We start from the raw sequence: 24,663 nt of genomic DNA, 5'->3' as shown, positions 1-24,663 counted from the left end.
AGCTTTACAAACTATTTTTTTCTTTTGTGTGGATGTTTTCCTCAGTTTGATCGTTCTTTTCCCCAAATTCTTGACTTGTTTCCCCATTTTTCAAATTGCTTTCCTCAATTTCATTGAACCTTTCCCCAATATCACGATTGTTTTCCTAACGTTCACATTTTTAAATATACCCTTTGTGATCTTTCACCTTTTTGCAGTAATCCCATACTGGAAAGTAATCTCATGGCTGAATTTAAGGACCCTACATGTGTGAATTCTCTAAACTCCTTACTTGTAATGACTGGCTTAATCAGCAGAAAATAATCTTGGACAGCTTGATGATACGCGTTTGAAGATATGGACTTGCAGGCAGGGCAATGCCATTTCCCCCAATGGTAAATCATTGGCAGCGAGCCGCATTTTGGACAATGGACACCGGTAAGAATCGCTTCTGGATTTACTTTAATAAATTTCATCACATCAATTTCTTGCTCGACATGTTTTTTCAAAAGTGTCTGGTTTATTTTTTTTAATTGTTTTTCGGTTAATCTCTCAATCAAATATGATTTTTTAATGGAGTTAAGTTTGCTTAACAAACGGTGGGCATGCACAACTTTTTTTGAGGTGTGTTTCGATGAGGATTTGATGATGGTGGAAGGGCTGCTGATCACAACGGCAAACTCAACGGGGATTTCCGGGAAGCCATGTGCTGCCATCCACTTTTTTAATTGCCGGCTCTGGTGTTCAGCCTGGGAAATGGGGTCGTGGAAAGCTTCCTCTTTTTCGTTATGGATTCGGATGACCTGGTGGAATTCAGGGTCAAAGATAATGGTGCCGTTCCAGTTTTTTACTTCTAAAATTATGGCGAATCCATTGGTTAAAAGCAGGGTATCAATCTGGAAAAATTGATTTTCGTTTGAAAGCCGTAGCCCATGATAGATCCAATACTCTTTTTCGTCCAAAAAATTTAAATAATAATCCAGCTTTTGTTCCCCTGTATATCCAGCTCTGCGTTTGTTCAATTGGGAGATTGCCATCTCCCTCCCCGGTTCCATTTCAGGCATTCGCCTTACTAATGCTTCAAGTTTTATGATTAAGCCGGATACTGTCCTTTTCTTTTTTATCAAATTACGGCACTCCTCTCCTTTTATAAAAAGAGTCTAGGTTTCTAGACCTAAACTCTATAACTTAAACCTGCTGATTAACCCTTTCAAATCCTCGGCCATGAACGTAAGGTGGTCGGCAGAAAGAGATATTTCCTCCATGGATGCAGCCTGTTCTTCAGTTGATGCCAGTACACTTTGTGTAGCCATGGCGGATTCATTTGCCACATGGGTTATCTCATCCATGGACTCGACCATTTTCTGGGAACCGGCAGACATTTGCTGAATGGCTGAAGCGACTTCCTGCATTTGATTGGTCACCATGCTGACAGACTGACGGATTTGTTTGAAGGAATCCCCTGCCCCCTTCATGACTTCCATGCCTTCTGTTACTTCATGATTGACAGTATCCATGGTTTGGACAACCTGATGGGTTTCTTCCTGAATTTTTGAGATCAGCTGGCTGATCTGCAGGGTGGATTCCGCCGATTTTTCAGCGAGATTTCTCACCTCGTTCGCTACAACGGCAAAGCCTTTACCCTGTTCCCCTGCACGTGCCGCTTCGATGGCAGCATTCAATGCCAGAAGGTTCGTTTGAGCAGCAATGCCTGTAATCACTTCAATAATCTTTCCAATTTCCTGTGAACGCTGGCCAAGGCCTTTTACCACATTGGATAAGTCCTGTACATTTACATGGATGGAATTCATTTGGCAGCCCGCCGTGGAAATGGATGCATCACCCTGATTTGCTTTTTCCAGTGAATCATTGATTTGCTCTGTCACCTGTTCTGAGCTTGCCGCCACCTGTGTCAAGGTTTCAGACATCTGCATAATGACATTGGAAGCCGTTCCGACTCCGTGGACCTGATTGTCTGCCCCTGCAGCAATCTCTTCAATCACCTCAGCAATGTGGCTTGTTGCCATATTTGTCTGCTGGGCTCCTGATGATAGCTGCTGGGCATATTGTGTAACTTCATCCGAAGCCAGGACCACTTTATTCAGCACCTCCTGCCAGACGGAAGCAGTATGGTTCAATGCTGAAGCAATCGAACCAAGCTGGCCTACTGATTTTTCGTCCAGCCTTGTGGACATGTTCCCATCTGCAAGTTCATCAATAAATCTATTAATTTTGCTGATAGGTGCAATAAACTTGCGGTAGTTCATAAATGCGGATAATATTCCCGCCAGCGTGCCAAGGATGACAATAAACCCGATGGTCATCCAAAAAGCACTGCCTTCAAGCCCGTTTCCAACACATACTGCAATGCTGATGATCAATACAGTAGGAATAATGACAATTAAAGTACGGAGAATATAGCTAAACTGGCTCATGAAACAGACTCCTTTATTATTATTTCAATAAAATAAATTCCAAATTCCCCCTATAATCTCATGTTGTACCAATAGACAATTTGATTATAGTAGATAAAAGGAAGATATATCAATATATTTTGAAGATTTATTTTTTAATAATTGAAATAGTTTGTCACTTTACTCAAAAAAAATGACGGCCTCCACAGAAGCCGGCATTAACATCAATTAATCTATTTCAGCAGTCCTTCTTTCTTTTTTCGCCATGGAAAGAGCTGCTGTGCCAAGAGCAATAATTATAAAAATACTTCCTGCAGCTGCATTGTATTCAACGGAGGTTGTCTCAATCATGATTCCTCCGATCATGCTGCCGAATGCCATTCCCATGTGAACTGCGGAATTGTTCAATGTCTGCTGAATATCCGAAGTTTCCGGTGTAACTTCAATTAAGTAGCTGTGTATGGCCGGTGTGACCGCCCAGCTGAGCATACTCCAAATGACAACTGTAATAAGGAAAACCGGCAGGGAAAAAGCGGCAAAAGGCAATGCGAAAAGGGTAATTCCAAACATGGCAACAAGTGTTAAAATGACCGATTTTGCACCAAAACGGTCAGCCAGGTGCCCGCCAAGGCCGCCTCCGATTACCGCTGCAATCCCGAAAATCAGATACACGATGCTGACCCAGTTTCCATCAAGACCCATATTCATCTTCAGGAAAGGTGTCAAGTATCCGTAAAAAGCTAAATGGCCAGTCATCAATAAAAAGGATGTTATCTGGATCAGTGCAATTTTCCTGCTTTTCAGCGTTTTAAGCTGTACGCCAATCGGCACCGCAGGTTTTGGAGCAACCTTCCCAAGAAAGAAGTACACCCCCGCCATTGATAAGAGTGTAAGTGCTGAAATCAGCACAAATGGGGCCCGCCAGCCAAAAGCATTTCCAAGCATTAATCCAATGGGAACACCAAGCACAAGTGATGCACTGATTCCCATAAACACAATTCCGATCGCACGTGCACGATATTCTTCTGATACGATGTACGATGCCATTGTCATGCACAAGGCAATGAGCAGTGAGCCGCTTGCTGCCGCCAGAATTCGGCCGACTAATAAAACATTGTAAAACGGGCTGAATACGGCCACAATGTTCCCTGCCAAAAATACAGCCAAAGATATCATCATTAAACTGCTGCGTTCCATTTTAACCGTCATTGTGAGCAGGACAGGCGCTGCGATCGCAAAGGCGAGCGAAAATACTGTGATCAACAGACCTGCCTGACCAAGGCTGACACCCAAATCTGAAGCGACAAGATCCAGCAGCCCTCCTATAATCAATTCCACCATTCCAACAACAAATGATATGATTGCCAATAAATAGATGCGTTTGTCCAAGCTGAACTTCCTCTCTAGTATCCTAGCGATTATCTTCATTTCAATAAAATAACATCTTAACATACCTGACCGTGCAAGCTCAAAGGATAGAATAATCTAAAAATAATAAGTGCCTTTTTGTACATAGAAATCATTATTTGGTAAAAAATAAAAATACCTCCCTAAGACAACTTCCATAATTTACATGTTTGAATATAACAGTAAAACAGGAATGTAATTAACAAATACTGTAAAGGAGTTGATTCATTTGTTGGACAATCAAGCAAAGAAAAGTCATAATTTATCCCCGCTGACACCCCCTGTGATTGAAGAAATACAGCCGGCCGGTACAACTCCTATTGACACAAATGCCATCAAAAGCATGGAACCTGAATTCGATCTGACTGGAACAGTTTTAAATGACTATAACTAAGGTATTATCCCTGCGGGTATCTTGCAGGGATTTTTTTATGGCAAGTTTGTCCGGGGGTATGCATATGCATGTAATATTCCTTGTGATTAAGCTGGGAAAATAACCAAAATGGAGCAGGATTTATGATTTATTTATTAGTGGTTATTTTCATTATCGTTCTTGTCATGCCTTTTCTTTCTGAGTTTGTGGAAAAAAATCTGGAGATGTTTTTATTTGTAATGGGGCTATCAGCAGCACTCGCAAGCGGAGTTCTGAACAGCGGTCTTTTTGTACAAGCGGCAAAGGAGCCTGTAAAAATTACGCTTGCTGTCTTTATTGCAGGCCTCTTTTTTAAATGGTTTCAGGCAAATCTGGAAAAGAGCATCCTTTCAGTAAGCCAGCGTATGCCGTTTCGGTTATTTGCAGCTTTAATTGTTATTTTCCTTGGATTAATTTCAAGTGTCATTACTGCTATTATCGCTGCGCTGGTTCTTGTGTTAATTATAAGTGCCCTAAGGCTTGATAGAAGCTCAGAAGTCAGGCTGACGGTACTCGCCTGCTTTTCGATTGGCCTTGGAGCAGCATTGACGCCAATTGGCGAACCGCTTTCCACCATTGCCATCAGTAAAATGAAAGAAGACTTTTTCTTTTTAATGGAATTGGTTGGACCGCAAATTATCATTGCACTCGTATTCTTCGGCATAATGACAGCAATTGCAGTTAACCCGCCTGTTTCTGGAAAAGCTTCATTTACCAAGAAGCCTGCCGGTGAAAGCTATGAAGAAATTTTTGTCAGAGCTTTGAAGATTTATTTTTTTGTCATGGGGCTGACGATGCTCGGAGCCGGTTTTGAACCGCTGATTAATCATTTTTTAATCGGTTTAAATCCACTTCTGTTATATTGGATCAATATGATTTCTGCTGTATTGGACAATGCCACCCTTGCAGCGGCTGAAATCAGCCCATCCATGGATCATTTTACGGTTCAATCCATACTCCTTGGACTCTTGATCAGCGGTGGAATGCTGATTCCCGGGAATATTCCCAATATCATAGCTGCTGGGAAACTGCAGATTACGAGTAAAGAGTGGGCCGTATTCGGAGTGCCTATTGGGCTGGTAACGATGATTGGATATTTTGTGCTAATTTTAGTCAGCGGGAATTGAAAGGACTGGGTGCAGTCCTTTTTAATTTATCTTGATTAGTTTACATAATATTATTATTGTCTATAAGAAAAGAAGCTGAATCTCACAGCTTCTAATTATCATATTCTGTTCATTTTTATCATTGCAGCTATGTTCCTTGCTGTATTTTCCATATAAATGGATGCCTTCTCAAAGGCATCCGAAAGGGTTATCACGCCAGGAACAATGCTGAAAAGCGCATCAATACCATGTTCATGGACTATATGGCTGTCGTCTGATAAGGAACCTGCAAGACCGATGACGGGTATTCCATACTTCTTCGCCGCTTTTGCCACCCCAATCGGCGTTTTTCCATAAATCGTTTGGCTGTCGATCCTTCCTTCACCAGTTATGACAAGGTCAGCACCTTTTACTTCTTCCTCAAAGTTAACCGCGTCTAGGACAATATCTATTCCCCTTTTTAAGTCAGCATTTAAGAAGGCAAGCAGACTTCCGCCTATCCCTCCGGCTGCGCCTGCCCCCTCTATATCGCGAAATGGTTTGCCGAGGGCATGTTCTACCACATCTGCAAAATGGCCCAGATTCCGATCCAGCAGCTGAACCATCCCAGGGGTCGCCCCTTTTTGAGGGCCAAAGACAGCGGAAGCACCTCTGGGACCAGTTAACGGGTTATCTACGTCACAGGCCACTTCAATATGGACGTCCTGAAGCCTTGAATCGAGGTTTGACATGTCGATGGCTGAAAGCTCAGCAATCGCCCCTCCGCCAGGGCCGATTTCTCTGCCCGTTTTATCAAGAAGCTTTCCGCCTAATGCTTGTATCATTCCTGCCCCGGCATCGTTTGTGCTACTTCCGCCAATTCCAATTATGATGTGCTGAACTCCTGTGTCCATTGCGGCAGCGATCAATTCCCCTGTTCCCCTCGTTGACGTCACCAAGGGATTCCTTTTTTCTGGAGGAACCAGATGCAAGCCTGATGCAGCGGCCATCTCAATGACAGCTGTCTTTCCATCCCCCATTAAACCAAAAAATGCCTGTACCGGGTCTCCGAGAGGTCCAGTAACTGATCGCTCTATGATCGATCCTCCCGTTGCATCTACAACCGATTGGACCGTTCCCTCTCCTCCGTCAGCCATCGGCATTTTTTTATATTGGGCATCGGGAAAAATCGATTTAAACCCTCGCTCAATGGCATTCGCTGCATCAAGTGCCGATAAGCTCTCTTTAAAAGAATCTGGCGCAATGACGATTTTCATACTTGATCTCCCCTTTCTTATATTCACGAGCTTTAATTTGCTTTTGTCGAATATGTGGTATCTATTTTGGGCTTTGAAGCAGTTTATTTTCACTTTGGCTCAATAAGAGGTGTCTATCTTGTATTTAGGAGCAGTTTATTTTCACTTTGCCACAATAAGATGTGCTATCTCGTCTTTACGCAATTTAATTTCACTAAGTCTTTGGAGTGCATCTACGGTGATGTCAGGTAAGAGCATATTTTCCAGACCGTACCCCTATCTATCCTGTTATTAGCCAAATAGCTTAAAAACTCCAAATATCAGAGTTGAAATAACGGCAAGTGTTAAACCGATAAGCGATTCATATGGCATCAGTTTTAAGCGTTCTTTCATGTCCATATTCACACTTCCTGCGGTTGCATGGAAAAAGCTTCCGTGCGGCAGGTGGTCCAGTACGGTGGCTCCCGCATGAATCATGGCTGCTCCTGCTAAAGCTGATATCCCCAATCCTAAAATCGTGCTGCCAAAGACTCCGCTGGCAACGGCGGTCCCTGCAGTTGTGGATGCTGTTGCAGCTGACATGAAAATACCTGAAACAGGCGCCAGCAGATACGCTGGAAGACCTGATGATGTTAACGCATTTATAATCACATCTTTTAGGCTTGAGTTTGCGATGATTCCAGCCAGGGTCCCAGTTCCGAGAAGCATGATGGCAACGCCTGACATTTTATTCAAGCCGGAAATAGCATATTCATTGATTTTTCTGGTCTTTTTCATGGCAATGGCCCCGATGATTCCTCCGGCTGGAAGTGCCACCATCGGATCGATATTGATTTCAAATAGCGGGCGAAGCGCCAATAATATAATGGTAACGATCGGCGCAATCATCGCCGTAAAAAATAATGGCAGATTTGTATGACTGTTTGCTTCGACTTCGCCCCCTGAAATCTTGGACCCCTTATTCACTAATTTTTTAGCAATAAGATACGTGACAGCAAGTCCAAATATAGCGGGGATGATCCCTGCCGCCATAACTGATGTAAGGGGTACGCCAAATGCATCTGAAGCAGCAATGGCATTCGGATTCGGGGACATGATATTCCCGGTTTTCCCTCCGCCAATCATCGCAAGCAAAATGGCTGTTTTGGACAGTTTCGCTCTTTTCGCGATAGCCAGGGCGATTGGTGATACAGTTATGACTGCCACATCAACAAATACACCGACCGTTGTCAAGATCATCGTTGCCACCGCTAAGGCAAGGAGCGCCCGGGTTTCTCCGAACTTTTTTACGATTGTTTCAGCAATGGAGGAAGCGGCACCAGATTCAATCAGAACACCTGCCAATATGCCGGCTGCGAGGATTCTGAGCACCGCCGGTATGATATCCTTAGCTCCTTTCATCATTAAATTTACAGTGTTCGTGATATCTGCTCCGCCGACTAAGCCGCCTATTAAAGCACCTGCGACCATTCCATAAGCAGGCGGAACTTTTTTTAAGATTAATAGTATGGCAGTAACTAAGGCTGTTACAGCGCCTAAAGCGCTTATAGTTATATCCACTATGAGCCCTCCCGTGATGATTTATGTATCTATTGTAAGCGTTTGCTCGTTATGTTTCATTGTGTATGCTGATGAAAATAAACGGACAGAATTTTAAATATATTGTGCATATGCACAATTATTGATGCGTTTTGATTAATTTCGCTACATACAGTTCAAGCATCATCTTCACATTCCGCGGATCTCTTCCAGTTAATTCTGTTATCTTATCCAGGCGGTATCTCAGGGTATTGCGGTGGATAAATAAGTTGTCTGCTATTTTGCCAAGATCCCCGCCATCTTTCATAAAAACATCAAGAGTATGAGCCAGCTCCCCTTTTTTATCCTGCAGCAGGAGCCGGTCATAGAAAGAGAGTGTGTCTGTATCCTTCAGGCCAAGCATGGATAACTCCACCTCGAGCCAATAATTTTCATAGCTGTAATAGTCAGCATCAGGCTGAAGCCTTGGACCAAGAACAGTAAGCTGCTGTGCCTGCCGAAAGGAGGACTTTAAACCGCTTATCTTCTCCGATGTCTTTCCTATCCCAACTGCCGCTTTCCTCCTTGAAAGGCCGGCAACCCTCTTTAAAACAGCGTTTTGTTCTGAATGGTTCCCTGATTTTAAAATGACAATTTCATTATTGAAAGTAACTCCGGTCAGATCCTGTTTTCCCAATTCAAACTGAATGTCATTGATCAGCTTTTGATTCATAGTTCCAAGTTCTTCGTAGAGCTTGAGAACAATCGCGGTTCTAGGGATATTCATATCATATCCCTGAAAGCCTGCCCTTTCTTCTAACCACGATTCATCGAATGGTTCATCAGAAATGAGGAGGTTCACGATCTCACTTTGAAGCCTCTGCTTCCACTGAACACTTTCCAGCAAAAAAGACTGCTCCAGAACGAGTTCCGCTGCCATTTTAACAAGCTCGGCATAATTTCTAATTTGCGCGGGCTCACCCGTAATGCCGACTACACCAATAATATCATTATGAAAACGGATGGGCAGATTGATCCCAGGCTTGGCCCCTTTTAGCCCGGCGGCACTTTTTTCATCAATCTCCACACTTTCACCATTCTTTAAAACCAGCACAGCGCCGTCATGAACCTGATTGATCCTTTCCTTTTCACCTGATCCGATTATAATGCCTTCTTCATTCATAACATTTATGTTTTTATTGAGAATTTTCATCGTGCGCTCCACTATTTCCTGAGCAAGTTCATAGGATAAAAAATGCACCGTACACTCCGCCTTCCTGATTGATTACTATCAATGTACCATAGTGAATTTGCACAATAAATAAAAAAACCGTGTCTTCATAACACGGTTAAGGAGTTGTTTCTGCCAACGACTGCAGGTAGGCCCATTTGCGTTCCCTCTCATCCTCTGAAAGGCGATAACGGTCATCCAGGAGTTCGGCAAGCAGTTCATTTTTTTTTGAAGGAGGGATAGAATGCTTTTTAATATAATCACGGCATTTTCCCAGAAACTCTGAATATCCTGTCCAGCTTTCATCAAATTGTTCATCCAGCTGTTTTTTTAGCATCCGGGTCAGCTTTGGGCTTGCACCATTGGAGGTGACAGCGATTTGAAGAGGACCGCGCCTTACTGCTGCGGGGAAGATTACATTTCCTTCTCCTGCTTCATCGACTACGCAGACCAGCTGAGCTGAATCCAGCGATTTAGCCAATGCATGGTTAGCTTCACGTTCATTTGTGGCCAGAATTGATAAAAAAGCATCCTTAAAATCATCAGCCTGTGCTTCCCGCTTAATGAGTTCATATCCTCTTTGGCTGGCAAGAAGAATGATTTCCTCTGAAAAATCAAGAGCAACAAACGTTATTTGGGCATTATCTCCTTCAAGTGTTTTCGCTTTTCGAAAGGCAATTCTGCCGCCGCCAGCAATGACGATTTTCTTGCCGGTTAAATCAATGAATAACGGCTGCATTTACATTCACCTCTTCATTCGCTTTTTCAGCAACCAGATTCTGGATAGCCGCATGTTTTCCCAGTGTATCAGTAATGGTGACGGAGCAGCCTGCCTTTACTTTCTTATTTACCTCTCTTACTACTTCACTAAGCAGAAGCCCCGAGAATAATAGATAAGGGATGACAATCACATTGCCGCTTACCTTTTGGCATATGGAATCAAGACCATCCTGGAAGGTCGGAGCAGATGCCGCCAAATAGCAGACCTGCACATTTTCCACACGGAGGCGCTGGCTAATTCCGGTTTTGATAGAGTCAAAAGCTCTAAGAATAGAAGGATCACTGCTGCCTCTTCCCACAATTAAAACAGAATCATCAGTGCTGATTGGCTGAGTTTCTGCTGTAACAAGCTCTGCAATGGCGTCTAGGATACTGTCCTTTACTCCAAATGGGTCCGCCATTTTTACGGTGATGCCGGAATATTTTTCTATTAAAGGAGCAAGTTCTTCAGGAATATCCTGCTTGATATGCCCGGCTGCAAGTAAAAATAGTGGCACAATGACAATTTCTGTGGCTCCTTCCCGGATACAATATTCAAACCCTGCCTGAATGTCAGGCTCTGTTAATTCAAGGAAGCAGAGCTTTTGTATAGGTGTGCTGACTTTTTTCATGACACTCTCGATAAAAAGATTTGCTTCGCTAGCGCCTTTTTTTGAACGCGTGCCATGGCCGATGTACAGGACCGCCTTCATTAGTTAGGATCCCCCTTTGTTAAAACCGACGTCTACCCTTGGACAGCAGGCAAATGCGGTGAAATTTCCTCTTCGAACCAATTAATTTTATGGTGCATCTCGACAACATTCCCAATGACGATCATGCTGGGATTCTTGATGTTTGATTCTTTCACTTTGTTCTCAATAGTAGCAAGCGTGCCCGTAACGGTCCGCTGCTCTGAAAGTGTTCCCCAGTGTACGAGGGCAATCGGTGTTTGAGGTGATTTCCCATTTTGAATAAGGTTCTTCACAATATTAGGCAAATGGGAAACTCCCATATATACACAAATCGTGTCTACTGCATGTGCCAGATGGGCCCACTGGTGTTCGGCTTCTTCGTTTCCTGCCTGATGTCCTGTGACAAAAGCGAAACTTTTGCTTAAAGTACGGTGTGTGACCGGAATCCCCGCATATGCAGATGCTGCTATTCCTGCAGTGACTCCAGGCACAATTTCAAATGGCACATCATTATTGGCACACTCTTCAGCCTCTTCCCCGCCCCTGCCGAATACAAATGGATCTCCGCCTTTCAGCCGGCAGACCTGAAGACCTTTTTTTGCATATTTGACGAGCAGATGATTAATGGTTTCCTGCTTCATGACATGATGATTGGGGAGCTTGCCGCAATACACCAGCTGGGCTTCTTTTTTTGCATAGTATAATAGTTCACGGTTTACGAGACGATCATAAAGAACAACATCTGCCTCCTGCAGGCAGCGCATTCCTTTAACAGTCATCAGGTCCGGATCACCTGGTCCGGCACCCACTAAATAAACTTTTCCCGTCATTCTCATGCCCGCCCTTTCTGTAATGTCTTATAATATATGCACTTTAACGCTTTTCCTAAGCTGATAATCTGATTGTTTTCTATAATACCATTTTTCAGGGTGAAATAGTAGGAATTATTTTTTCAGAAAAGGAGTCTCCTATAATAGAGACTCCCGATTTTTATAGAATATTCTTTTCACGCAAATGTGTTAGTATCTGACCGACTGCTTCTTCTACTGTGTACTGGTCTGATCGGACCGTAATTTCAGGGCTTTCAGGTGCTTCGTACGGGGAATCGATTCCTGTAAAATCCTTAATTTCCCCGCGTCTGGCTTTTGCGTATAATTGCTTTGGATCCCGCCGTTCGCATTCTTCGAGCGGACAGTCGATAAAGACTTCAATAAATTCCCCTTCTTCAAACAGCGCCCTGACTGTTTCCCTGTCTGACCGGAAAGGAGAAATAAACGCTGTTGTGACGATCTTGCCGCTGTCCACAAACAGCTTCGCGACTTCCCCAATGCGCCTGATATTTTCATTTCTGTCGGCCTCTGAAAAGCCAAGATCTTTATTTAAGCCGTGTCTGACATTGTCTCCGTCGAGGACATATTCATTGATGCCCTGGCGGAACAGTTCGTGGGATACTGCATTTGCAATCGTTGATTTGCCTGAACCTGATAGGCCGGTAAACCAGAGGACCACACTTCCGTGGCCGTTCTGTGCCCGTCTGTCTTCCTTCGTAATTGCAGCGTCATGCCAGGTGATGTTGGTTGCCTTTGTCATGTTTACCCTCCCCTTATACCGTTTCTTTTTCTCTCATGCCTTCTATTAACACTTCGACAACCTCTTTGCGGCTGAAAGTGGATGGCGGCAGCTCTCCGTTCCGAAGCATTTCCCTTACCTTTGTGCCGGATAGAATGACGCGGTCTTCTTTGCTGTGCGGGCAGGTTTTATCAGATGCCATGCCTTCGCACTTGTTGCAGTAGAAGCTGTGTTCAAAGAACAGCGGTTTGATGCCAAGCTCTTCTTCTGTAAAATTGCTGAATATATGCTGTGCATCATATGTGCCGTAATAATTGCCGACACCGGCATGGTCTCTTCCGACGATGAAGTGTGTGCAGCCGAAGTTTTTCCTTGCAATGGCATGGAAGATTGCTTCGCGCGGCCCCGCATATCGCATGGCTGCTGGATAGACAGCCAGCTGTGTGCGCTCTTTTGGATAGTAATTTTCCAGAAGAACCCGGTAGCTCCTAAGACGGACATCTGCAGGGATATCATCAGATTTTGTTTCACCCACAAGAGGATTCAAAAACAGCCCATCCACCGTTTCCAAAGCAGCTTTTTGGATGTATTCGTGTGCCCGGTGTACAGGGTTCCTTGTCTGGAAGCCAACCACTGTTTTCCAGCCTTTTTCTTCAAACAGTGCTCGTGTTTCTTTAGGCTCGAACCATACATCCTCTGCTACGCCCTTACCAGGTTTTTTAATTAGCGTCACCTCGCCGGCCACATAAACCGGGCCGCGTTCAAACAGCCTTTTTACGCCGGGATGTGCCAGCTCTTCAGTTTTGTAGACTTCACACGCCTCTTTGCTCAGGTCCGGCTCATACCATTCTGATACCTTGATGACTCCGTATACTTCACCTTCGTGAACGAGCTTAAACTTTTCACCGGCTGCAAGCTCTTTCGCTTTTTCCGCTTGAACAGGGAGTGTAACCGGAATGGACCAAATAGTTCCGTCTGCCAGTCTCATTTTATCAACAACAGATTCATAGTCAGCTTTAGCCAGGAAACCTGTCAGAGGACTGAATAAGCCGACACCTATAAGTTCCAGATCACTCAGGGCGATAGCATCTAATAAAATTTCTTTTTCAATTCCTGTCAGGTCATAATTTGGATTATAGCTTTGAATTAATTTTCCTCCATGAGGTTTCGGCAGAGCCATTTTTCATCAACCTTTCTTTTTCAGATTTACTTTTTTTCAGTTATCGGCCTTACACTGGCTGGTGCCTGATTCATTAAGAATTTCACTCCGAAAACAGAGATAAGCACACCGGCCATGGCAATCACCGGATATACATTTTGTTCAATGAGCAGCTGGATGAGCGTATAGGATAGGACCATCGATAATACAGGTGAGACGACCCATACGACTAATAGCTGCACCACAATGTCCTTCTTGAAGACTGACCGTCCCTGCTTCACAAAGCCGATTCCGATGATGGAGGAAGTGGTGATTTGGGTTAAAGGGACAGGGATTCCAAAAACGGAAGCAATCGTAACAATTCCAGCTCCTGTTCCTGAAATGACACAGCCTTCCTCAAGACGGATTTTGGTGATCTTTTTGCCATTCGTCTCGAGGACTTTTTTTCCCAGCAGAACGGCTCCTAAAGCGACAAACAGGCCGCCCCAGAAGATTCCGCTGCCTGTGCTCATAATGCCAGCACCAACAAGCGGGCCGACTGCATTGGCAACATTATTCATGCCTGCCGAGAATGCTTCAAACACGCCCATGAAAACGACGAGTATGGCTAAAATCGAAGCAGCCTTGGGCTTTTTAATCAGGTTCTGTATAAAGTCTCTCTTTAAAAAAGCAGCTGCAGCTATGGCAATTAAAAAAGCGGCAAATGGAGTAAGCAGCCAGAATGCGACGATCCAGGCAAGCTTTCCGGCAAATACGGATTGGTAGACGATTCCGGCACCAACAACAGACCCGACCGTCACCTCACTGGTAGAAAGCGGGATTCCGAATACATTGGCCAGAAACAGCGAAAGGGCCGCAGATGCAATCACAATCAGCGCGATGGCAACCGTGAAGGTCTCTTTAGGAACAATACCGCTTCCCATCGTCTTCACCACTTCTCCCCCGCCAAGCCATGCTCCAAAGAAAACGGCAAAGCCGCAAAGAATAAGAGCTAACATGCGGTTTTTCAGGACACCTGAACCATATGCGATCCCCATGGATGCTGCTGCTCCGCTTGCCCCGATATTCATGGCGAAAAATAAACCGACTGTGACCGCTATGATCGTAAGCATGGTATCATCCTCCTTCTAGCTCGTATGAAGGCCGCATTCAGTTTTGCTTGTGCCAGACCATCGGCCCGCACGGGAATCGCCATTTTCATCGACTGCCTGTGTACAGGGAAAGCAGCCGATGCTTGGATAGCCATGGTCATGCAATGTGTTGTAGGGCAGTTCTTTTTCCCTGATGTAAGTCCAAACTTCATCCCATGTCCAGTGAATCAGCGGGCAGATTTTGATGTTTTTGAATTTTTCATCTCTGTTTAGGAACTGAGTATTCGCTCTTGTAGGGGACTGCTCCCGTCGAAGGCCGGAGATCCAGGCCTGCTTTGGTGTTAACGCTTCTCTCAATGGAATCACTTTACGGATCTGGCAGCATGAATTGGGCTCCCTTTTCCAAAGTGCCGATCCATATTCTGCAGCCTGCTGGTCCAGTGTCAGCTTGGGCTCTTTCCGCTCAATCCTGAGGCTTGGAAAGCGGGCTTCAATTTTGTCAATCACTTCATAGGTTTCCGGAAAATGAAGCCCGGTGTCCAGAAATACAATATGGGCATCTGGCTTTATTTCCTGTATGAGGTCAATCAGTACGATGGCTTCCGCTCCGAAGCTCGATGCATAGACAATTTTATCTTCAGGATAATTTTCATAAGCCCATTTCAATACAGTGCTTGCGCCTTTTAATTTGTCACCAATTGGGAATGTATCTGAGATTTGATTCCAATTTTCATATGTTACTGCAGTGCTCATCTTGCAGTACTCCTTTCATATTCTAGAAATCTTTTAAAATTAAAAAAGGCAGTCTTCCCGCCTGAAATACATCAGTTGGAAAAACCGCCTCTAGTTTGTCTAGTCAGCGCGCTTATTTGGTTGAAGACGAACCTTTTCGTTCTTCTCAAGTTGTATGACCTTGCCATCCTGGACGACCAGTGTGATCGATCCGAATTTAATGCTCTGAAGCATCTGCTTCAAATGAGCAGATAACTCTTCCCAGTCTGCCTGTTTCAGTGAGGCTCGCCTCCTTTTTTTTGTTGAGGAAAGGATACGTTTTTTAGTTTGTTTTTTGTGATGTTGAGATTAATCCTACCATACCCATAGGAATTGTCAACAACTTATTTAAAGAAAATTATAAAAATCTGATAAATGGGCTTTTCTTCACTGAAAACCGTTAGAAAAGCACCAGACCTTGTAGGTGTCTATTCGCCTTTGTTTATCCGGGGATCACGGGGTTTGAGTCAGCTTATTTGGACTTTTGCTAAATAAGTGGTGTCTATCATTCGCATTGAAGCAGATTATTTCAGTTAGTCCAGAGATACAACATCCAGCTCTTTAACGCGTTAGTTCAGCACAAAAAACACCCCCGGCATGGTTACCGGGGATGCAGGAAATTTTATTCGTCAGCTTCTTCGTTTTGCCTTGTTGTCTGTTCAGGCAGCGTATCCCAGAAGCTTGTGTCAGCAGAATTGATTGAGCCGTCTGCGATTGCGCTTACTGTCGCATCAAGTGTTGTGATTGTCTGTTTAATGAGATAGCCGTTGCTCTTTTGGCCAAGGGCGTATGGCTCATAGTTGTGGTCGGACATTCCGCGCATTTCAAAAAGTAGGGTGGAAATGTCGTAACGGACAGCAGCACCGTTTCGGCCAATGTTTTCACCTGTGCCGCCGACATATTTTCCAATATGACCCCAGCCTGTATGGTGAAGCGAGTTAAACACAACTGATCCAAGCTTTTTGGATTTTTCAAGAACCTCTGGCTTTACATTGCTGTTTGTCGGATAAAGAATACTTCCGGACACAAGCTTTCCTTCTGTTTCACTTAATGTGCCCTGATGATGAAGATCAATCATGTAATCGATATTGTATTTCTGAAACACGTTTTCATGGAGAGCACGGGCTTCCGGCTCCATTTCGCTTGTTTCCTTAGCATGTTCCCGATTTAAATCCACACGATTTGCATTATAGCGGGTTAAATGACGGTCGCCATCGGCAAGATAATCGTCAAGTGAGAAGTTAACATCCCCCATTGCTCCATCTGCGTTAAGCATTGGGATGACGAGAATATTGACATCTTTAAGGACTCCGCTTGTTTTGCCGGTGCCAAGGTGCTTGATAAACTCCAAGGCTCCTTCAGTTGTCAGCTGCTCATTCCCGTGCTGCTGAGTCAGAAAGAGAACCGTTGGATTTTCAGGGTTGGATATGTATTTTGCCATGTAAATATCACGGCCTTTTACCGTCTGGCCGATGACTTCAAGCTCCATGGCTTCCTGCTTTGCATCCTGTGTTTTCAAATAATCTGTTAAACTGGCATATGTATGCAGAATGGAAGTCTGGATGGACCCATTTCCTGTGCTAGGCCCATTCCCTACTGCATCTGCAGGCATACCAACTGCTGTAACTGCACCTAAAGCCATCAAACCTGTCAGTGATACTGATAGAACTTTTTTCTTCAATGTCATAAAATTCAATCCCCCAGAATTGATAATTTATCTTGCACTATTAATTCTAGTAGAGAAGTAATAGAGTGTTAATAGAGTAAGCTACCTATTCTTTAGACAAATTTCGTATAGCGAAATAAGTAAAAATAGAGTAGTTTAATATCCTGAAGCCGTGTGAAATTAATCCAATTTTACCAATTAAGAGAGAATGGCAAAAAACAGCTATTCTATGAAGGGTAAAAAGAACTAAAAAGGACCGAACAGCAATCGTTCGATCCTTCCCCGTTATTTTTGGTCACTCGGATAAATTACACCCATTTGCCTGCGTGCTTCATCCAAAATTTCCATTGTTGCCATAGAGTTTTCAAACGAGTTCACTTCAGATTCAGTTTTGCCGGTCTGAATCAGTCTTATGAATTCTTTTGCTTCGTAATACATGGAATCGCTTAATTGATCCTGTGTGAGATCTTCATTTTCTCCGCTGCGGTAATGCAGTGTAACTTTTTCAGGGCCACTTATTTTATCTATCACAATATTGCCTTCTTCTCCCTGGATTTCTGCCGGAAGGCTTGAATTGGTGATTTTGCTGAACATGATCACCGCATCCATGCTGGGATATTTAAGGACCATGCTTCCTTCCCCATCAACCCCGGAATCCAATTTATAGCCTGCAGCTTTAATTTCCTCCGGTTTGCCGAATAATGCCACAAGCGGATAAATGCAGTATATTCCGATGTCCATTAATGAACCATTCGAAAATTCGGGATTGAATGCATTCAGAACGGTTCCCTGCCTGTAGGCATCATAGCGGGAAGAGTACTGGCAAAAGCTTGCAAAATACCTGCGAACCTCTCCGATTTTATGAAGGTTTTCTTTTACGGCCAAAAAATTTGGCATAAAAGTAGATTTTAATGCTTCCATGAGCAGAACGTTGTTCTCCCTTGCTGCAGCGATCATGCTCTGCAATTCCTTTGCATTCGAGGCGATAGGCTTTTCGCATAAAACATGAACATTGTGTTTCATAAAAATAATAGCCTGCTCTGCATGCAGGGAATTCGGGCTTGCAATATAAACGGCGTCAACTTCTCCGCTAGCTGCCATCGTCTGTAAATCAGTAAAAGTTTTCTCCACTCCATATTTGCCTGCAAATTCTTTTGCTTTTTCCTCCGTGCGTGAATAAACAGCTGTCAGCTGAAAATCTTCAGCCTGCAGTGCCGCTTTTAAGAATCTTTCTGTAATCCAGTTAGTGCCCACTATACCGAAACGAACCAATTTCATTCCTCCATTTTGTATGTATAAGATATCTTCATATAATGAAGGACAATTTGACAAAAATCAATCATTTGCAATTATGAAAGGCTCTGCCAGGCTGGACGAAGGTTTTACCCGCACCCAGGGACGGCCGTTTTCCCATTCTACCGAAATTGGTACGCGAAATGTTACCTCAAGCAGCTGATCGGTCAATGTATGACATTTACTCCCTTGTGCGATCACCTTTCCATCCTTCAGCAGCATGGTGTGAGAGATAGACGGAACAATTTCCTCGATATGATGGGTAACGTAAAGAATCGTGGGACCATCGGGCTGTGCAGCCATTTTTTCAATGGAGGCCAGCAATTCTTCCTTCGAATAGATATCCAGCCCATTGCACGGTTCATCTAGAATCAGCAGCTTAGGTGAAGCCATTAGCGCTCTTGCAATCATCGCTTTTCGTTTTTCCCCCTGTGAGAGGGATGTGAGAGTTTGATCCTGGACATGGCCAATATTGAACTGATGCATTAAGTCCTTTGCTTTATCCAGGTCCTGCTGCGTTATCTCCTGATAGAGACCGATTGATGCAAATTTTCCGCTCAGAACAATTTCAAGGGCGGATTCGGTTGGCCGAAATTGAAACTTATCGTCAAGCGAGGTACTTACCCAGCCGATGGATTTTCGAAGCTCAGGGATATTGGTCTTCCCAAAAAGATTTCCTAAAACGGACACCTGGCCGCCATTAGGCCACAGGTAGCCGGTAATCATTTGCAGGATTGTGGTTTTTCCTGATCCATTCAAGCCTAAAAGGGCCCAATGCTCTCCTTCCCTTACCTTCCAAGAAACATTATCCAGTATCTGCTTCCCGTTTCTTTTCCAGCTGATCTTATCCAGCGATATGATATTTCCTGATTCCTCATGCCTCATTTTTGTACCCTCCTTCTATCCTTGAATATAAATAGAGCTAGAGACAATATAGACTTCCCCGGAAGCTGCCGGAAATCCTTTGTCTTTAGCTCATTCTTTTTTCCAGTTATCTAGACTTTGGGATTAAGCTGTTCTGAGAGGATTCTGGCACGGCGGAATTTTACAGATTATCTGGTGGAGAATCATGATGACTGTTTTTCTGCTGCTTCTTTAAAACAACAAAAGACAGCCCCGTTCTTTCGAACAGGCTGCCTTTTTAACATTAGTAATTAAGTGCTTTGCTAAGAGATTTTCTTTAATTCATCAGTTAGGCGCATGAATTCTTTTTGGTTTCGGCTTGTGAGAGCTTCATCAATTTTTTCGCGAAGCTTTTCTATTCGGTATTCCTTAAGAGCTTGATTTAGGACTTGTTCTGCTAACAATGACACGTTTTCCTCAGACTGTTGCGGCGAGTTAAGTAGACGTTTTTCCATTTGCAATCAACCCCTTGACCTTTTTTCTATTGTAACAGAAGTTTTCAGATTATTCAAATCATTATTTGCTGGAAATTTTGTCAGCAGCTGCTAAGCTTGTTAAATACAATGTACCCGAGAAGTGAACAGTTTAAACAATATACAAAAAAGCTGACTTATGAGAAGGTAAATTCCCTCACAAGTCAGCCATCTTATGCTTTGGCTGTTTCAAGTATGCTCATTACATTTTGTACAGATTTAACAGATTGATCAAGGGCTTTTTTCTCATCGGCAGTCAATGGTATTTCAATGACACTTTCTATTCCATTTCCGCCAAGGATTGTAGGCACTCCCAGGTAGATGTTTTTGTATCCATACTCACCTTCCAGGTAGGCAATTGAAGGCAGGATTCGTTTTTTATCTTTCAGTATCGCTTCAGCCATCTCAACCATTGAAGCTGCAGGTGCATAATAGGCACTTCCCTGGCCAAGCAGATTTACAATTTCTCCGCCGCCTTTTCTGGTCCTTTCCACGATCGCTTCGATTCGGTCCGCAGGGAGAATTTTCTCCAGAGGAATACCGCCGGCATATGAATATCTGACAAGCGGAACCATGTCATCTCCATGACCGCCCAGGACAAAACCGGAAATATCTTCAATCGAAACTCCCAGCTCTTGAGCCACAAACGTATTGAATCGGGCTGTATCCAAAACTCCTGATTGGCCGATCACCCTATTTTTCGGAAAACCGGTCGTTTTATAACAGACATAGGTCATGGCATCGACAGGATTGCTTAATACAATAATATAGCTTTCCGGGGCGTATGTTTTTATATTTTGAGAAACCTCAATCATAATCTTCTCATTTACAGCGACAAGATCGTCCCGGCTCATTCCCGGTTTTCTTGGCATTCCTGCCGTAATCAAAACTAAATCTGCATCTTGAATGTCTTCATAGCTTGAAGTTCCGGTTATGCTGGCATTAAAGCGCTGAACCGGTCCAGCTTCCAGCATATCAAGGGCCTTGCCTTTTGTTGGGTTTGTCTGTGAAGGTATGTCAACTAAGATTATGTCTCCCAGTTCTTTTTGGGCCAGCATCAGTGCTGCCGTCGCACCTGTAAAGCCTGACCCGATAACGGCAATTTTTCTTCTCTTAAAAGTCATCGCTGTTCCTCCATTCCATCATACATTTGGAGTACATTATTGATCTTCACGGTTATCTTGCTCCGCCGCTGATATCTGTTTCTTTTTGCTTCCTGCCTTTTTTACGAGGTGTGCTTCTCTTTTCATTTCCTTTGGTTTCCTGTCATCCAATAAAGCTTTCTTAATATCTTCATCAGGATGAGGGATAACATGCGCTGACATGAGTTCACCCACTCTGGCAGCTGCTTCCTTACCTGCATCCACAGCAGCCTGAACAGCACTTACATCGCCCTGCACCAAAACTGTCACTAATGCGGCGTCCACTTTTTCCTGCTTCACCAGCGTAACATCCGCTGCTTTCAGCATGGCATCTGCTGCTTCAATGGAGCCAATCAGCCCTCTTGTTTCAATCATGCCAAGTGCTCTTGCCATACTATTTCACCTCTTTCTCTTCAACGTCAACAGAATCTATGATCCCAATAATCAATGCATCAATTGGCAATTTGATATCCCCGGACATATTTGAAGCCGAACTTCCACGTGTAACGAGAACCTGATCACCGACTCCTGCGCCAATACGGTCAACCGCAACGAATGTTTTTTCTGCTGAAATTCCATGAGGCTCGACAACCAAAAACTTCAGACCTGTTAAATCATCCTCTTTTCTTGTGGCCCATACATTGCCGATTACCGTTCCCATTTCCATGTGTTTTCAGCCCCTTTTGTATCCATTACAATAATGCTCTTTCCCAATTCGCGTGCTGTATCACGTGCTAAAGGTGTTATAATGGTTTCTTTATCTGCAAGGATTTCATTCTTTTTGCATTCTTGGACATCTCTTTGAGTTATCAGCTTCTTTGCGTCAGGCTGATCTGAAATGATAGGCATTGGTGCTGCAAAAGCCTCGAGGCTGTTGATTTCAACACCAAACTTTAACAGCTTTTCCTTATACTCCATTAAACTTGAAAAATAGTCCCCATTTGTTTTTTTCTCTCCATTGAGGATTTTATAAAGATTTGTTTTCGGAATTAAGGTAACAGGGACATAATCAACAATACAGGCTGAGAGAAGCTCGCTTTCCGGTGTATCGCAAATGCCCAGTGCGCCTTTGACAAACAAATCCTGGGAAGCATCAAGAAAAATAACTTTCATAACAGTATGCAGCTGGGGATTTTCACTGGAGTCATAGGGAAGGACATTCCAATTCGCTTCTAACACTTCTAATAAAGCTGGGTTGATTTGCTTTAAATCTCCTACAGCCAGCAGATTATGCTTCATTTTTCGATTGGGAGCTGATTTTGCACCCAATAGATTTTTCACTACTTCTTCTACAATTTGTTCAATTATATGCCTGTCAATCATAAGCTTTCCTCTTGCCTTACTAGCCTGCCGGCTGTTTTTCCGGAAATCAGCCCTGCATTGGCTTCATCAGTATCAATATGCATTTCAAGTCTGTACCGGGGAGATATTCTAATTAACACATTTCCAAAGGATATTGGACGTTCTCCCGCTGCCTCAACTTTGACGTATTCCCCATTTTTCACTCCGAAAGTTTCAGCATCTTCCGGAGCCATATGAATGTGTGCCTGTGCAATAATCAAACCTTCTTTTTTGTATAGGCTGCCCTTTGGCCCAATCAGAGTAACGGGCGAAGAACCTTCTAAATTCCCGGATTCGCGAAGCGGGGGCTTCAACCCGAGCTTGATCGAATCTGTACGGCTGACTTCTACCTGGGTTATATGGCGCGCAGGACCTAGAATGCGCACTTTTTCAATGCTTCCTCTAGGTCCTGCGATGGTAATGATTTCATTAGCAGCGAATTGGCCAGGCTGAGATAATTCAGCTTTTTTGGTAAGCTGATAGCCTGTTCCAAAAAGAACTTCCAGATCACTTTGACTTAAGTGACAATGCCGGGCAGAGACAGCCATTGGAATTGAATGGTCTTTGACTGAGGAATTTTTTAGCCTTGAAACGATTTCCTCGACAATCGATTGAATGGCTTGCTCGTTCATGGTTTAAGCTCCTAACTTAGTAATCTTGTATTAAAGCTCAACATCAATTTTTGGAAGAATGCTTTCCAATTCGTTATGAGGGCGGGGAATGACATGAACAGATTTCAATTCTCCAACACGCTGTGCTGCTGCAGCACCCGCATCAGTTGCCGCTTTAACAGCACCTACATCTCCCCGGACAAGAACCGTTACAATTCCGCCCCCAACATGCACCTTACCAACTAAATGAACATTTGCAGCCTTTACCATCGCGTCAGCAGCTTCCACTGAAGCAACCAAACCTTTAGTTTCAATCATTCCTAATGCAGTTAATTCTCTAGCCATTTTTATTTCCTCCTAATTAGTTAGTTTGATATTTTTTCATTACTTGATTGACCATTTCAGCAATCATGTTTGCATCTATATTGCCATCCGGCGATACTTGCTGAAGAACCTGGCTAACTATATCATCAACATCCTGGCTGCCGGCTTGTTCTTTTTCAGCTATAGAAAAGGATGCTGCCGGTTTTGGGATGGTGACTTCTTTCGTTCCATAAGCCAATCTTTTAATATTGATCAGGTGGCGTGCTGTTACATTATCAGAGGTAATGTTGCCGCCGAATGAACCGCACCCCAGTGTCAAAGAAGGCATCAAGCCGGTTGTCGCCCCAACGGCGCCAATCGAAGACAGCGTATTGACCATCATTCTTGAAACAGGCATTTCCAGGGCAAAATCCCTGGCCACTGCGTCGTCATTCGTATGAATGGAAAGGCTATGACCTCTTCCGCCCAAATTGAGCAGCTTCAGGCATATCTCTTTTGCCTCCTGCAAGCTTTCCGCTGTATAAAGCGCAAATACCGGAGATAATTTTTCAATAGAAAATGGTATGTCTTTGCCTACCTCAGTTTCTTCAGCAATTAAAACTCTTGTATCTTCAGGGACTTGGATACTGGCCATAGCTGCGATTTTAACAGCACTTTGACCAACAATATCCGGATTCAGCTTTCCAGGTGAAGGCGAAATGACCTTTTCCAAAGCCGCTTTTTCATGCTTATTTAAAAGATAAGCCCCATTATTTCTGAGTTCTCTCATGGTCATTTCTTTGATGTTGCGATCGACGACGATCGATTGTTCAGTAGCGCAAATCGTTCCATTATCAAAAGATTTGCTGTCAATAATCATTTTTGCCGACTGGGCCACCTTAGCGGTTTTTTCAATATAGCAAGGCACGTTTCCAGGTCCTACTCCATAAGCAGGCTTGCCTGAGCTATACGCCGCCCTGACCAGTCCGCCGCCGCCTGTTGCTAAAATGAGATTGATGTCTCGATGCTTCATTAGTTCGTTTGTTGCACTCATTGAAGGCTTTGAGATCCATCCAATTAATCCTTCAGGTGCACCAGCATGTATGGCTGCTTCATTGACGATTTTTAGCGCCTCAACTGTGCATTTCACTGCCCTTGGATGAGGGCTCACAACAATGGCATTTCTTGTTTTTAAAGCAATAAGTGCTTTAAAAATAGCAGTTGAAGTAGGATTAGTTGTTGGAATAATACCGGCAATGACACCGTATGGATAGGCAATTTCCGTCACTTTATTTACACGGTCCTCATGTATGATGCCTACTGTCTTTTCATCTTTGATTGATTCATAAACAGCCTTGGAACCGACTTCGTTTTTGATTTTTTTGTGCTCAACTATGCCCATCCGTGTTTCCTCAACTGCCATTTGGGCAAGGGCAAGTGACTTGGCATATGCAGCATCAGCGGCTTTTTTGACGATTTCGTCCACCTGCTGCTGTGTAAAGGCCATATACTTTAATTGGGCTTCTTTAGCCCGCTTTACAGCATCCCTCATTTCCTGCATGGATTGAAGATCATGATCAAATTGCAA

At 43.7% G+C, this 24,663-nt stretch carries 27 protein-coding genes; 2 read left to right on the top strand and 25 right to left on the bottom strand.

What is annotated here, in order from left to right; translation table 11 throughout:
- Positions 1-152 precede the first annotated feature (152 nt).
- The 3 genes from NYE23_RS08495 to NYE23_RS08485 form a co-directional block, all read right to left on the bottom strand.
- Positions 153-1,106 carry an NERD domain-containing protein gene (locus NYE23_RS08495; protein WP_341077041.1) on the bottom strand — a complete coding sequence of 318 codons (954 nt, stop codon included), beginning with the start codon at positions 1,104-1,106 and terminating at the stop codon, positions 153-155.
- A gap of 54 nt (positions 1,107-1,160) precedes the next feature.
- Positions 1,161-2,414 (bottom strand): methyl-accepting chemotaxis protein, encoded by a 1,254-nt coding sequence (locus NYE23_RS08490; protein ID WP_341077039.1) that lies wholly within the window; start codon positions 2,412-2,414, stop codon positions 1,161-1,163.
- 207 nt (positions 2,415-2,621) lie between these two features.
- The gene (locus NYE23_RS08485) at positions 2,622-3,782 is read right to left on the bottom strand and encodes an MFS transporter (protein WP_341077037.1); all 1,161 of its coding nucleotides are present in this window, start codon (positions 3,780-3,782) and stop codon (positions 2,622-2,624) included.
- Between the two features lie 247 nt (positions 3,783-4,029).
- On the opposite strand from NYE23_RS08485, the gene NYE23_RS08480 reads away from it, so the two are divergent.
- Both NYE23_RS08480 and NYE23_RS08475 read left to right on the top strand, forming a co-directional pair.
- On the top strand, positions 4,030-4,194 hold the full coding sequence (locus NYE23_RS08480; RefSeq protein ID WP_341077036.1) for a hypothetical protein: 165 nt from the start codon (positions 4,030-4,032) through the stop codon (positions 4,192-4,194).
- A 122-nt stretch (positions 4,195-4,316) separates the two neighbouring features.
- The gene (locus NYE23_RS08475; protein WP_341077034.1) at positions 4,317-5,339 is read left to right on the top strand and encodes a DUF1646 family protein; all 1,023 of its coding nucleotides are present in this window, start codon (positions 4,317-4,319) and stop codon (positions 5,337-5,339) included.
- A gap of 98 nt (positions 5,340-5,437) precedes the next feature.
- On the opposite strand, the gene NYE23_RS08470 is transcribed toward NYE23_RS08475, so the two are convergent.
- The 22 genes from NYE23_RS08470 to NYE23_RS08365 all read right to left on the bottom strand — a co-directional run bounded on the left by NYE23_RS08470 (position 5,438) and on the right by NYE23_RS08365 (position 24,663).
- Complete coding sequence (locus NYE23_RS08470; RefSeq protein ID WP_341077033.1) at positions 5,438-6,574, bottom strand: glycerate kinase; 1,137 nt, start codon at positions 6,572-6,574, stop codon at positions 5,438-5,440.
- A gap of 270 nt (positions 6,575-6,844) precedes the next feature.
- Positions 6,845-8,113: a GntP family permease gene (locus tag NYE23_RS08465; protein ID WP_341077032.1), complete on the bottom strand. Its 1,269-nt coding sequence runs from the start codon at positions 8,111-8,113 to the stop codon at positions 6,845-6,847.
- 118 nt (positions 8,114-8,231) lie between these two features.
- Complete coding sequence (locus NYE23_RS08460; RefSeq protein WP_341077029.1) at positions 8,232-9,332, bottom strand: sugar diacid recognition domain-containing protein; 1,101 nt, start codon at positions 9,330-9,332, stop codon at positions 8,232-8,234.
- An 88-nt stretch (positions 9,333-9,420) separates the two neighbouring features.
- Positions 9,421-10,041 carry a precorrin-2 dehydrogenase/sirohydrochlorin ferrochelatase family protein gene (locus NYE23_RS08455; RefSeq protein ID WP_341077026.1) on the bottom strand — a complete coding sequence of 207 codons (621 nt, stop codon included), beginning with the start codon at positions 10,039-10,041 and terminating at the stop codon, positions 9,421-9,423.
- The gene (locus NYE23_RS08450) at positions 10,022-10,774 is read right to left on the bottom strand and encodes a sirohydrochlorin chelatase (RefSeq protein ID WP_341077025.1); all 753 of its coding nucleotides are present in this window, start codon (positions 10,772-10,774) and stop codon (positions 10,022-10,024) included. The genes NYE23_RS08455 and NYE23_RS08450 overlap by 20 nt, the downstream gene beginning before the upstream one ends.
- Positions 10,775-10,806: 32 nt before the next feature.
- A complete protein-coding gene (gene cobA / locus NYE23_RS08445) occupies positions 10,807-11,583 on the bottom strand; it encodes a uroporphyrinogen-III C-methyltransferase (RefSeq protein WP_341077024.1) in 777 nt (258 codons plus the stop codon).
- Positions 11,584-11,743: 160 nt separating this feature from the next.
- The gene (gene cysC, locus NYE23_RS08440; protein WP_341077022.1) at positions 11,744-12,343 is read right to left on the bottom strand and encodes an adenylyl-sulfate kinase; all 600 of its coding nucleotides are present in this window, start codon (positions 12,341-12,343) and stop codon (positions 11,744-11,746) included.
- 13 nt (positions 12,344-12,356) lie between these two features.
- Positions 12,357-13,502, bottom strand: a complete 1,146-nt coding sequence (gene sat, locus NYE23_RS08435; RefSeq protein ID WP_341077021.1) for a sulfate adenylyltransferase — start codon at positions 13,500-13,502, stop codon at positions 12,357-12,359.
- A 26-nt stretch (positions 13,503-13,528) separates the two neighbouring features.
- A complete protein-coding gene (locus NYE23_RS08430; protein ID WP_341077020.1) occupies positions 13,529-14,593 on the bottom strand; it encodes an inorganic phosphate transporter in 1,065 nt (354 codons plus the stop codon).
- Between the two features lie 15 nt (positions 14,594-14,608).
- Positions 14,609-15,325 (bottom strand): phosphoadenylyl-sulfate reductase, encoded by a 717-nt coding sequence (locus NYE23_RS08425; protein ID WP_341077019.1) that lies wholly within the window; start codon positions 15,323-15,325, stop codon positions 14,609-14,611.
- A 99-nt stretch (positions 15,326-15,424) separates the two neighbouring features.
- Positions 15,425-15,547, bottom strand: a complete 123-nt coding sequence (locus tag NYE23_RS08420; RefSeq protein ID WP_373682874.1) for a YezD family protein — start codon at positions 15,545-15,547, stop codon at positions 15,425-15,427.
- Positions 15,548-15,965: 418 nt separating this feature from the next.
- The gene (locus NYE23_RS08415) at positions 15,966-17,030 is read right to left on the bottom strand and encodes a M14 family zinc carboxypeptidase (RefSeq protein WP_341077017.1); all 1,065 of its coding nucleotides are present in this window, start codon (positions 17,028-17,030) and stop codon (positions 15,966-15,968) included.
- A 264-nt stretch (positions 17,031-17,294) separates the two neighbouring features.
- Positions 17,295-18,281, bottom strand: a complete 987-nt coding sequence (locus NYE23_RS08410) for a Gfo/Idh/MocA family protein (RefSeq protein WP_341077016.1) — start codon at positions 18,279-18,281, stop codon at positions 17,295-17,297.
- Positions 18,282-18,344: 63 nt separating this feature from the next.
- Positions 18,345-19,187 carry an ABC transporter ATP-binding protein gene (locus tag NYE23_RS08405; protein WP_341077015.1) on the bottom strand — a complete coding sequence of 281 codons (843 nt, stop codon included), beginning with the start codon at positions 19,185-19,187 and terminating at the stop codon, positions 18,345-18,347.
- A gap of 281 nt (positions 19,188-19,468) precedes the next feature.
- Positions 19,469-19,660: an IDEAL domain-containing protein gene (locus tag NYE23_RS08400; RefSeq protein WP_048011255.1), complete on the bottom strand. Its 192-nt coding sequence runs from the start codon at positions 19,658-19,660 to the stop codon at positions 19,469-19,471.
- Between the two features lie 191 nt (positions 19,661-19,851).
- The gene (mdh, locus tag NYE23_RS08395) at positions 19,852-20,802 is read right to left on the bottom strand and encodes a malate dehydrogenase (RefSeq protein ID WP_341077013.1); all 951 of its coding nucleotides are present in this window, start codon (positions 20,800-20,802) and stop codon (positions 19,852-19,854) included.
- A gap of 36 nt (positions 20,803-20,838) precedes the next feature.
- Positions 20,839-21,213, bottom strand: coding sequence for a BMC domain-containing protein (locus NYE23_RS08390; RefSeq protein ID WP_341077011.1), 375 nt, complete (start codon positions 21,211-21,213; stop codon positions 20,839-20,841).
- 1 nt (position 21,214) lies between these two features.
- Positions 21,215-21,487, bottom strand: a complete 273-nt coding sequence (locus tag NYE23_RS08385) for a EutN/CcmL family microcompartment protein (RefSeq protein WP_341077008.1) — start codon at positions 21,485-21,487, stop codon at positions 21,215-21,217.
- Complete coding sequence (locus tag NYE23_RS08380) at positions 21,469-22,143, bottom strand: hypothetical protein (protein ID WP_341077006.1); 675 nt, start codon at positions 22,141-22,143, stop codon at positions 21,469-21,471. Before NYE23_RS08380 ends, NYE23_RS08385 begins: the two co-directional genes overlap by 19 nt.
- Positions 22,140-22,793, bottom strand: a complete 654-nt coding sequence (locus NYE23_RS08375; protein ID WP_341077004.1) for a phosphate propanoyltransferase — start codon at positions 22,791-22,793, stop codon at positions 22,140-22,142. The genes NYE23_RS08380 and NYE23_RS08375 overlap by 4 nt, the downstream gene beginning before the upstream one ends.
- A 30-nt stretch (positions 22,794-22,823) precedes the next feature.
- Positions 22,824-23,117 (bottom strand): BMC domain-containing protein, encoded by a 294-nt coding sequence (locus NYE23_RS08370; RefSeq protein ID WP_026582312.1) that lies wholly within the window; start codon positions 23,115-23,117, stop codon positions 22,824-22,826.
- A 16-nt stretch (positions 23,118-23,133) separates the two neighbouring features.
- The gene (locus NYE23_RS08365) at positions 23,134-24,663 is read right to left on the bottom strand and encodes an acetaldehyde dehydrogenase (acetylating) (protein ID WP_341076998.1); all 1,530 of its coding nucleotides are present in this window, start codon (positions 24,661-24,663) and stop codon (positions 23,134-23,136) included.

The organism is Cytobacillus sp. FSL H8-0458, from assembly GCF_038002165.1.
Lineage (GTDB): Bacteria > Bacillota > Bacilli > Bacillales > Cytobacillaceae > Cytobacillus.
Note: the sequence above shows the minus strand (reverse complement) of the source record. Positions and strands in the feature narration are given on the sequence as shown.

What these genes read in the sequence shown, in the direction of transcription:
- cysC (WP_341077022.1), bottom strand. Translation starts at nt 12,343, where the DNA reads ATGACAAAGGCAACCAACATCACCTGGCATGACGCTGCAATTACGAAG.
- mdh (WP_341077013.1), bottom strand. Translation starts at nt 20,802, where the DNA reads ATGACTTTTAAGAGAAGAAAAATTGCCGTTATCGGGTCAGGCTTTACA.
- NYE23_RS08370 (WP_026582312.1), bottom strand. Translation starts at nt 23,117, where the DNA reads ATGGCTAGAGAATTAACTGCATTAGGAATGATTGAAACTAAAGGTTTG.
- NYE23_RS08430 (WP_341077020.1), bottom strand. Translation starts at nt 14,593, where the DNA reads ATGCTTACGATCATAGCGGTCACAGTCGGTTTATTTTTCGCCATGAAT.
- NYE23_RS08425 (WP_341077019.1), bottom strand. Translation starts at nt 15,325, where the DNA reads ATGAGCACTGCAGTAACATATGAAAATTGGAATCAAATCTCAGATACA.
- NYE23_RS08490 (WP_341077039.1), bottom strand. Translation starts at nt 2,414, where the DNA reads ATGAGCCAGTTTAGCTATATTCTCCGTACTTTAATTGTCATTATTCCT.
- NYE23_RS08390 (WP_341077011.1), bottom strand. Translation starts at nt 21,213, where the DNA reads ATGGCAAGAGCACTTGGCATGATTGAAACAAGAGGGCTGATTGGCTCC.
- NYE23_RS08455 (WP_341077026.1), bottom strand. Translation starts at nt 10,041, where the DNA reads ATGCAGCCGTTATTCATTGATTTAACCGGCAAGAAAATCGTCATTGCT.
- NYE23_RS08450 (WP_341077025.1), bottom strand. Translation starts at nt 10,774, where the DNA reads ATGAAGGCGGTCCTGTACATCGGCCATGGCACGCGTTCAAAAAAAGGC.
- NYE23_RS08380 (WP_341077006.1), bottom strand. Translation starts at nt 22,143, where the DNA reads ATGATTGACAGGCATATAATTGAACAAATTGTAGAAGAAGTAGTGAAA.
- NYE23_RS08415 (WP_341077017.1), bottom strand. Translation starts at nt 17,030, where the DNA reads ATGACATTGAAGAAAAAAGTTCTATCAGTATCACTGACAGGTTTGATG.
- NYE23_RS08475 (WP_341077034.1), top strand. Translation starts at nt 4,317, where the DNA reads ATGATTTATTTATTAGTGGTTATTTTCATTATCGTTCTTGTCATGCCT.
- NYE23_RS08375 (WP_341077004.1), bottom strand. Translation starts at nt 22,793, where the DNA reads ATGAACGAGCAAGCCATTCAATCGATTGTCGAGGAAATCGTTTCAAGG.
- NYE23_RS08385 (WP_341077008.1), bottom strand. Translation starts at nt 21,487, where the DNA reads ATGGAAATGGGAACGGTAATCGGCAATGTATGGGCCACAAGAAAAGAG.
- NYE23_RS08400 (WP_048011255.1), bottom strand. Translation starts at nt 19,660, where the DNA reads ATGGAAAAACGTCTACTTAACTCGCCGCAACAGTCTGAGGAAAACGTG.
- NYE23_RS08470 (WP_341077033.1), bottom strand. Translation starts at nt 6,574, where the DNA reads ATGAAAATCGTCATTGCGCCAGATTCTTTTAAAGAGAGCTTATCGGCA.
- sat (WP_341077021.1), bottom strand. Translation starts at nt 13,502, where the DNA reads ATGGCTCTGCCGAAACCTCATGGAGGAAAATTAATTCAAAGCTATAAT.
- cobA (WP_341077024.1), bottom strand. Translation starts at nt 11,583, where the DNA reads ATGACGGGAAAAGTTTATTTAGTGGGTGCCGGACCAGGTGATCCGGAC.
- NYE23_RS08405 (WP_341077015.1), bottom strand. Translation starts at nt 19,187, where the DNA reads ATGAGGCATGAGGAATCAGGAAATATCATATCGCTGGATAAGATCAGC.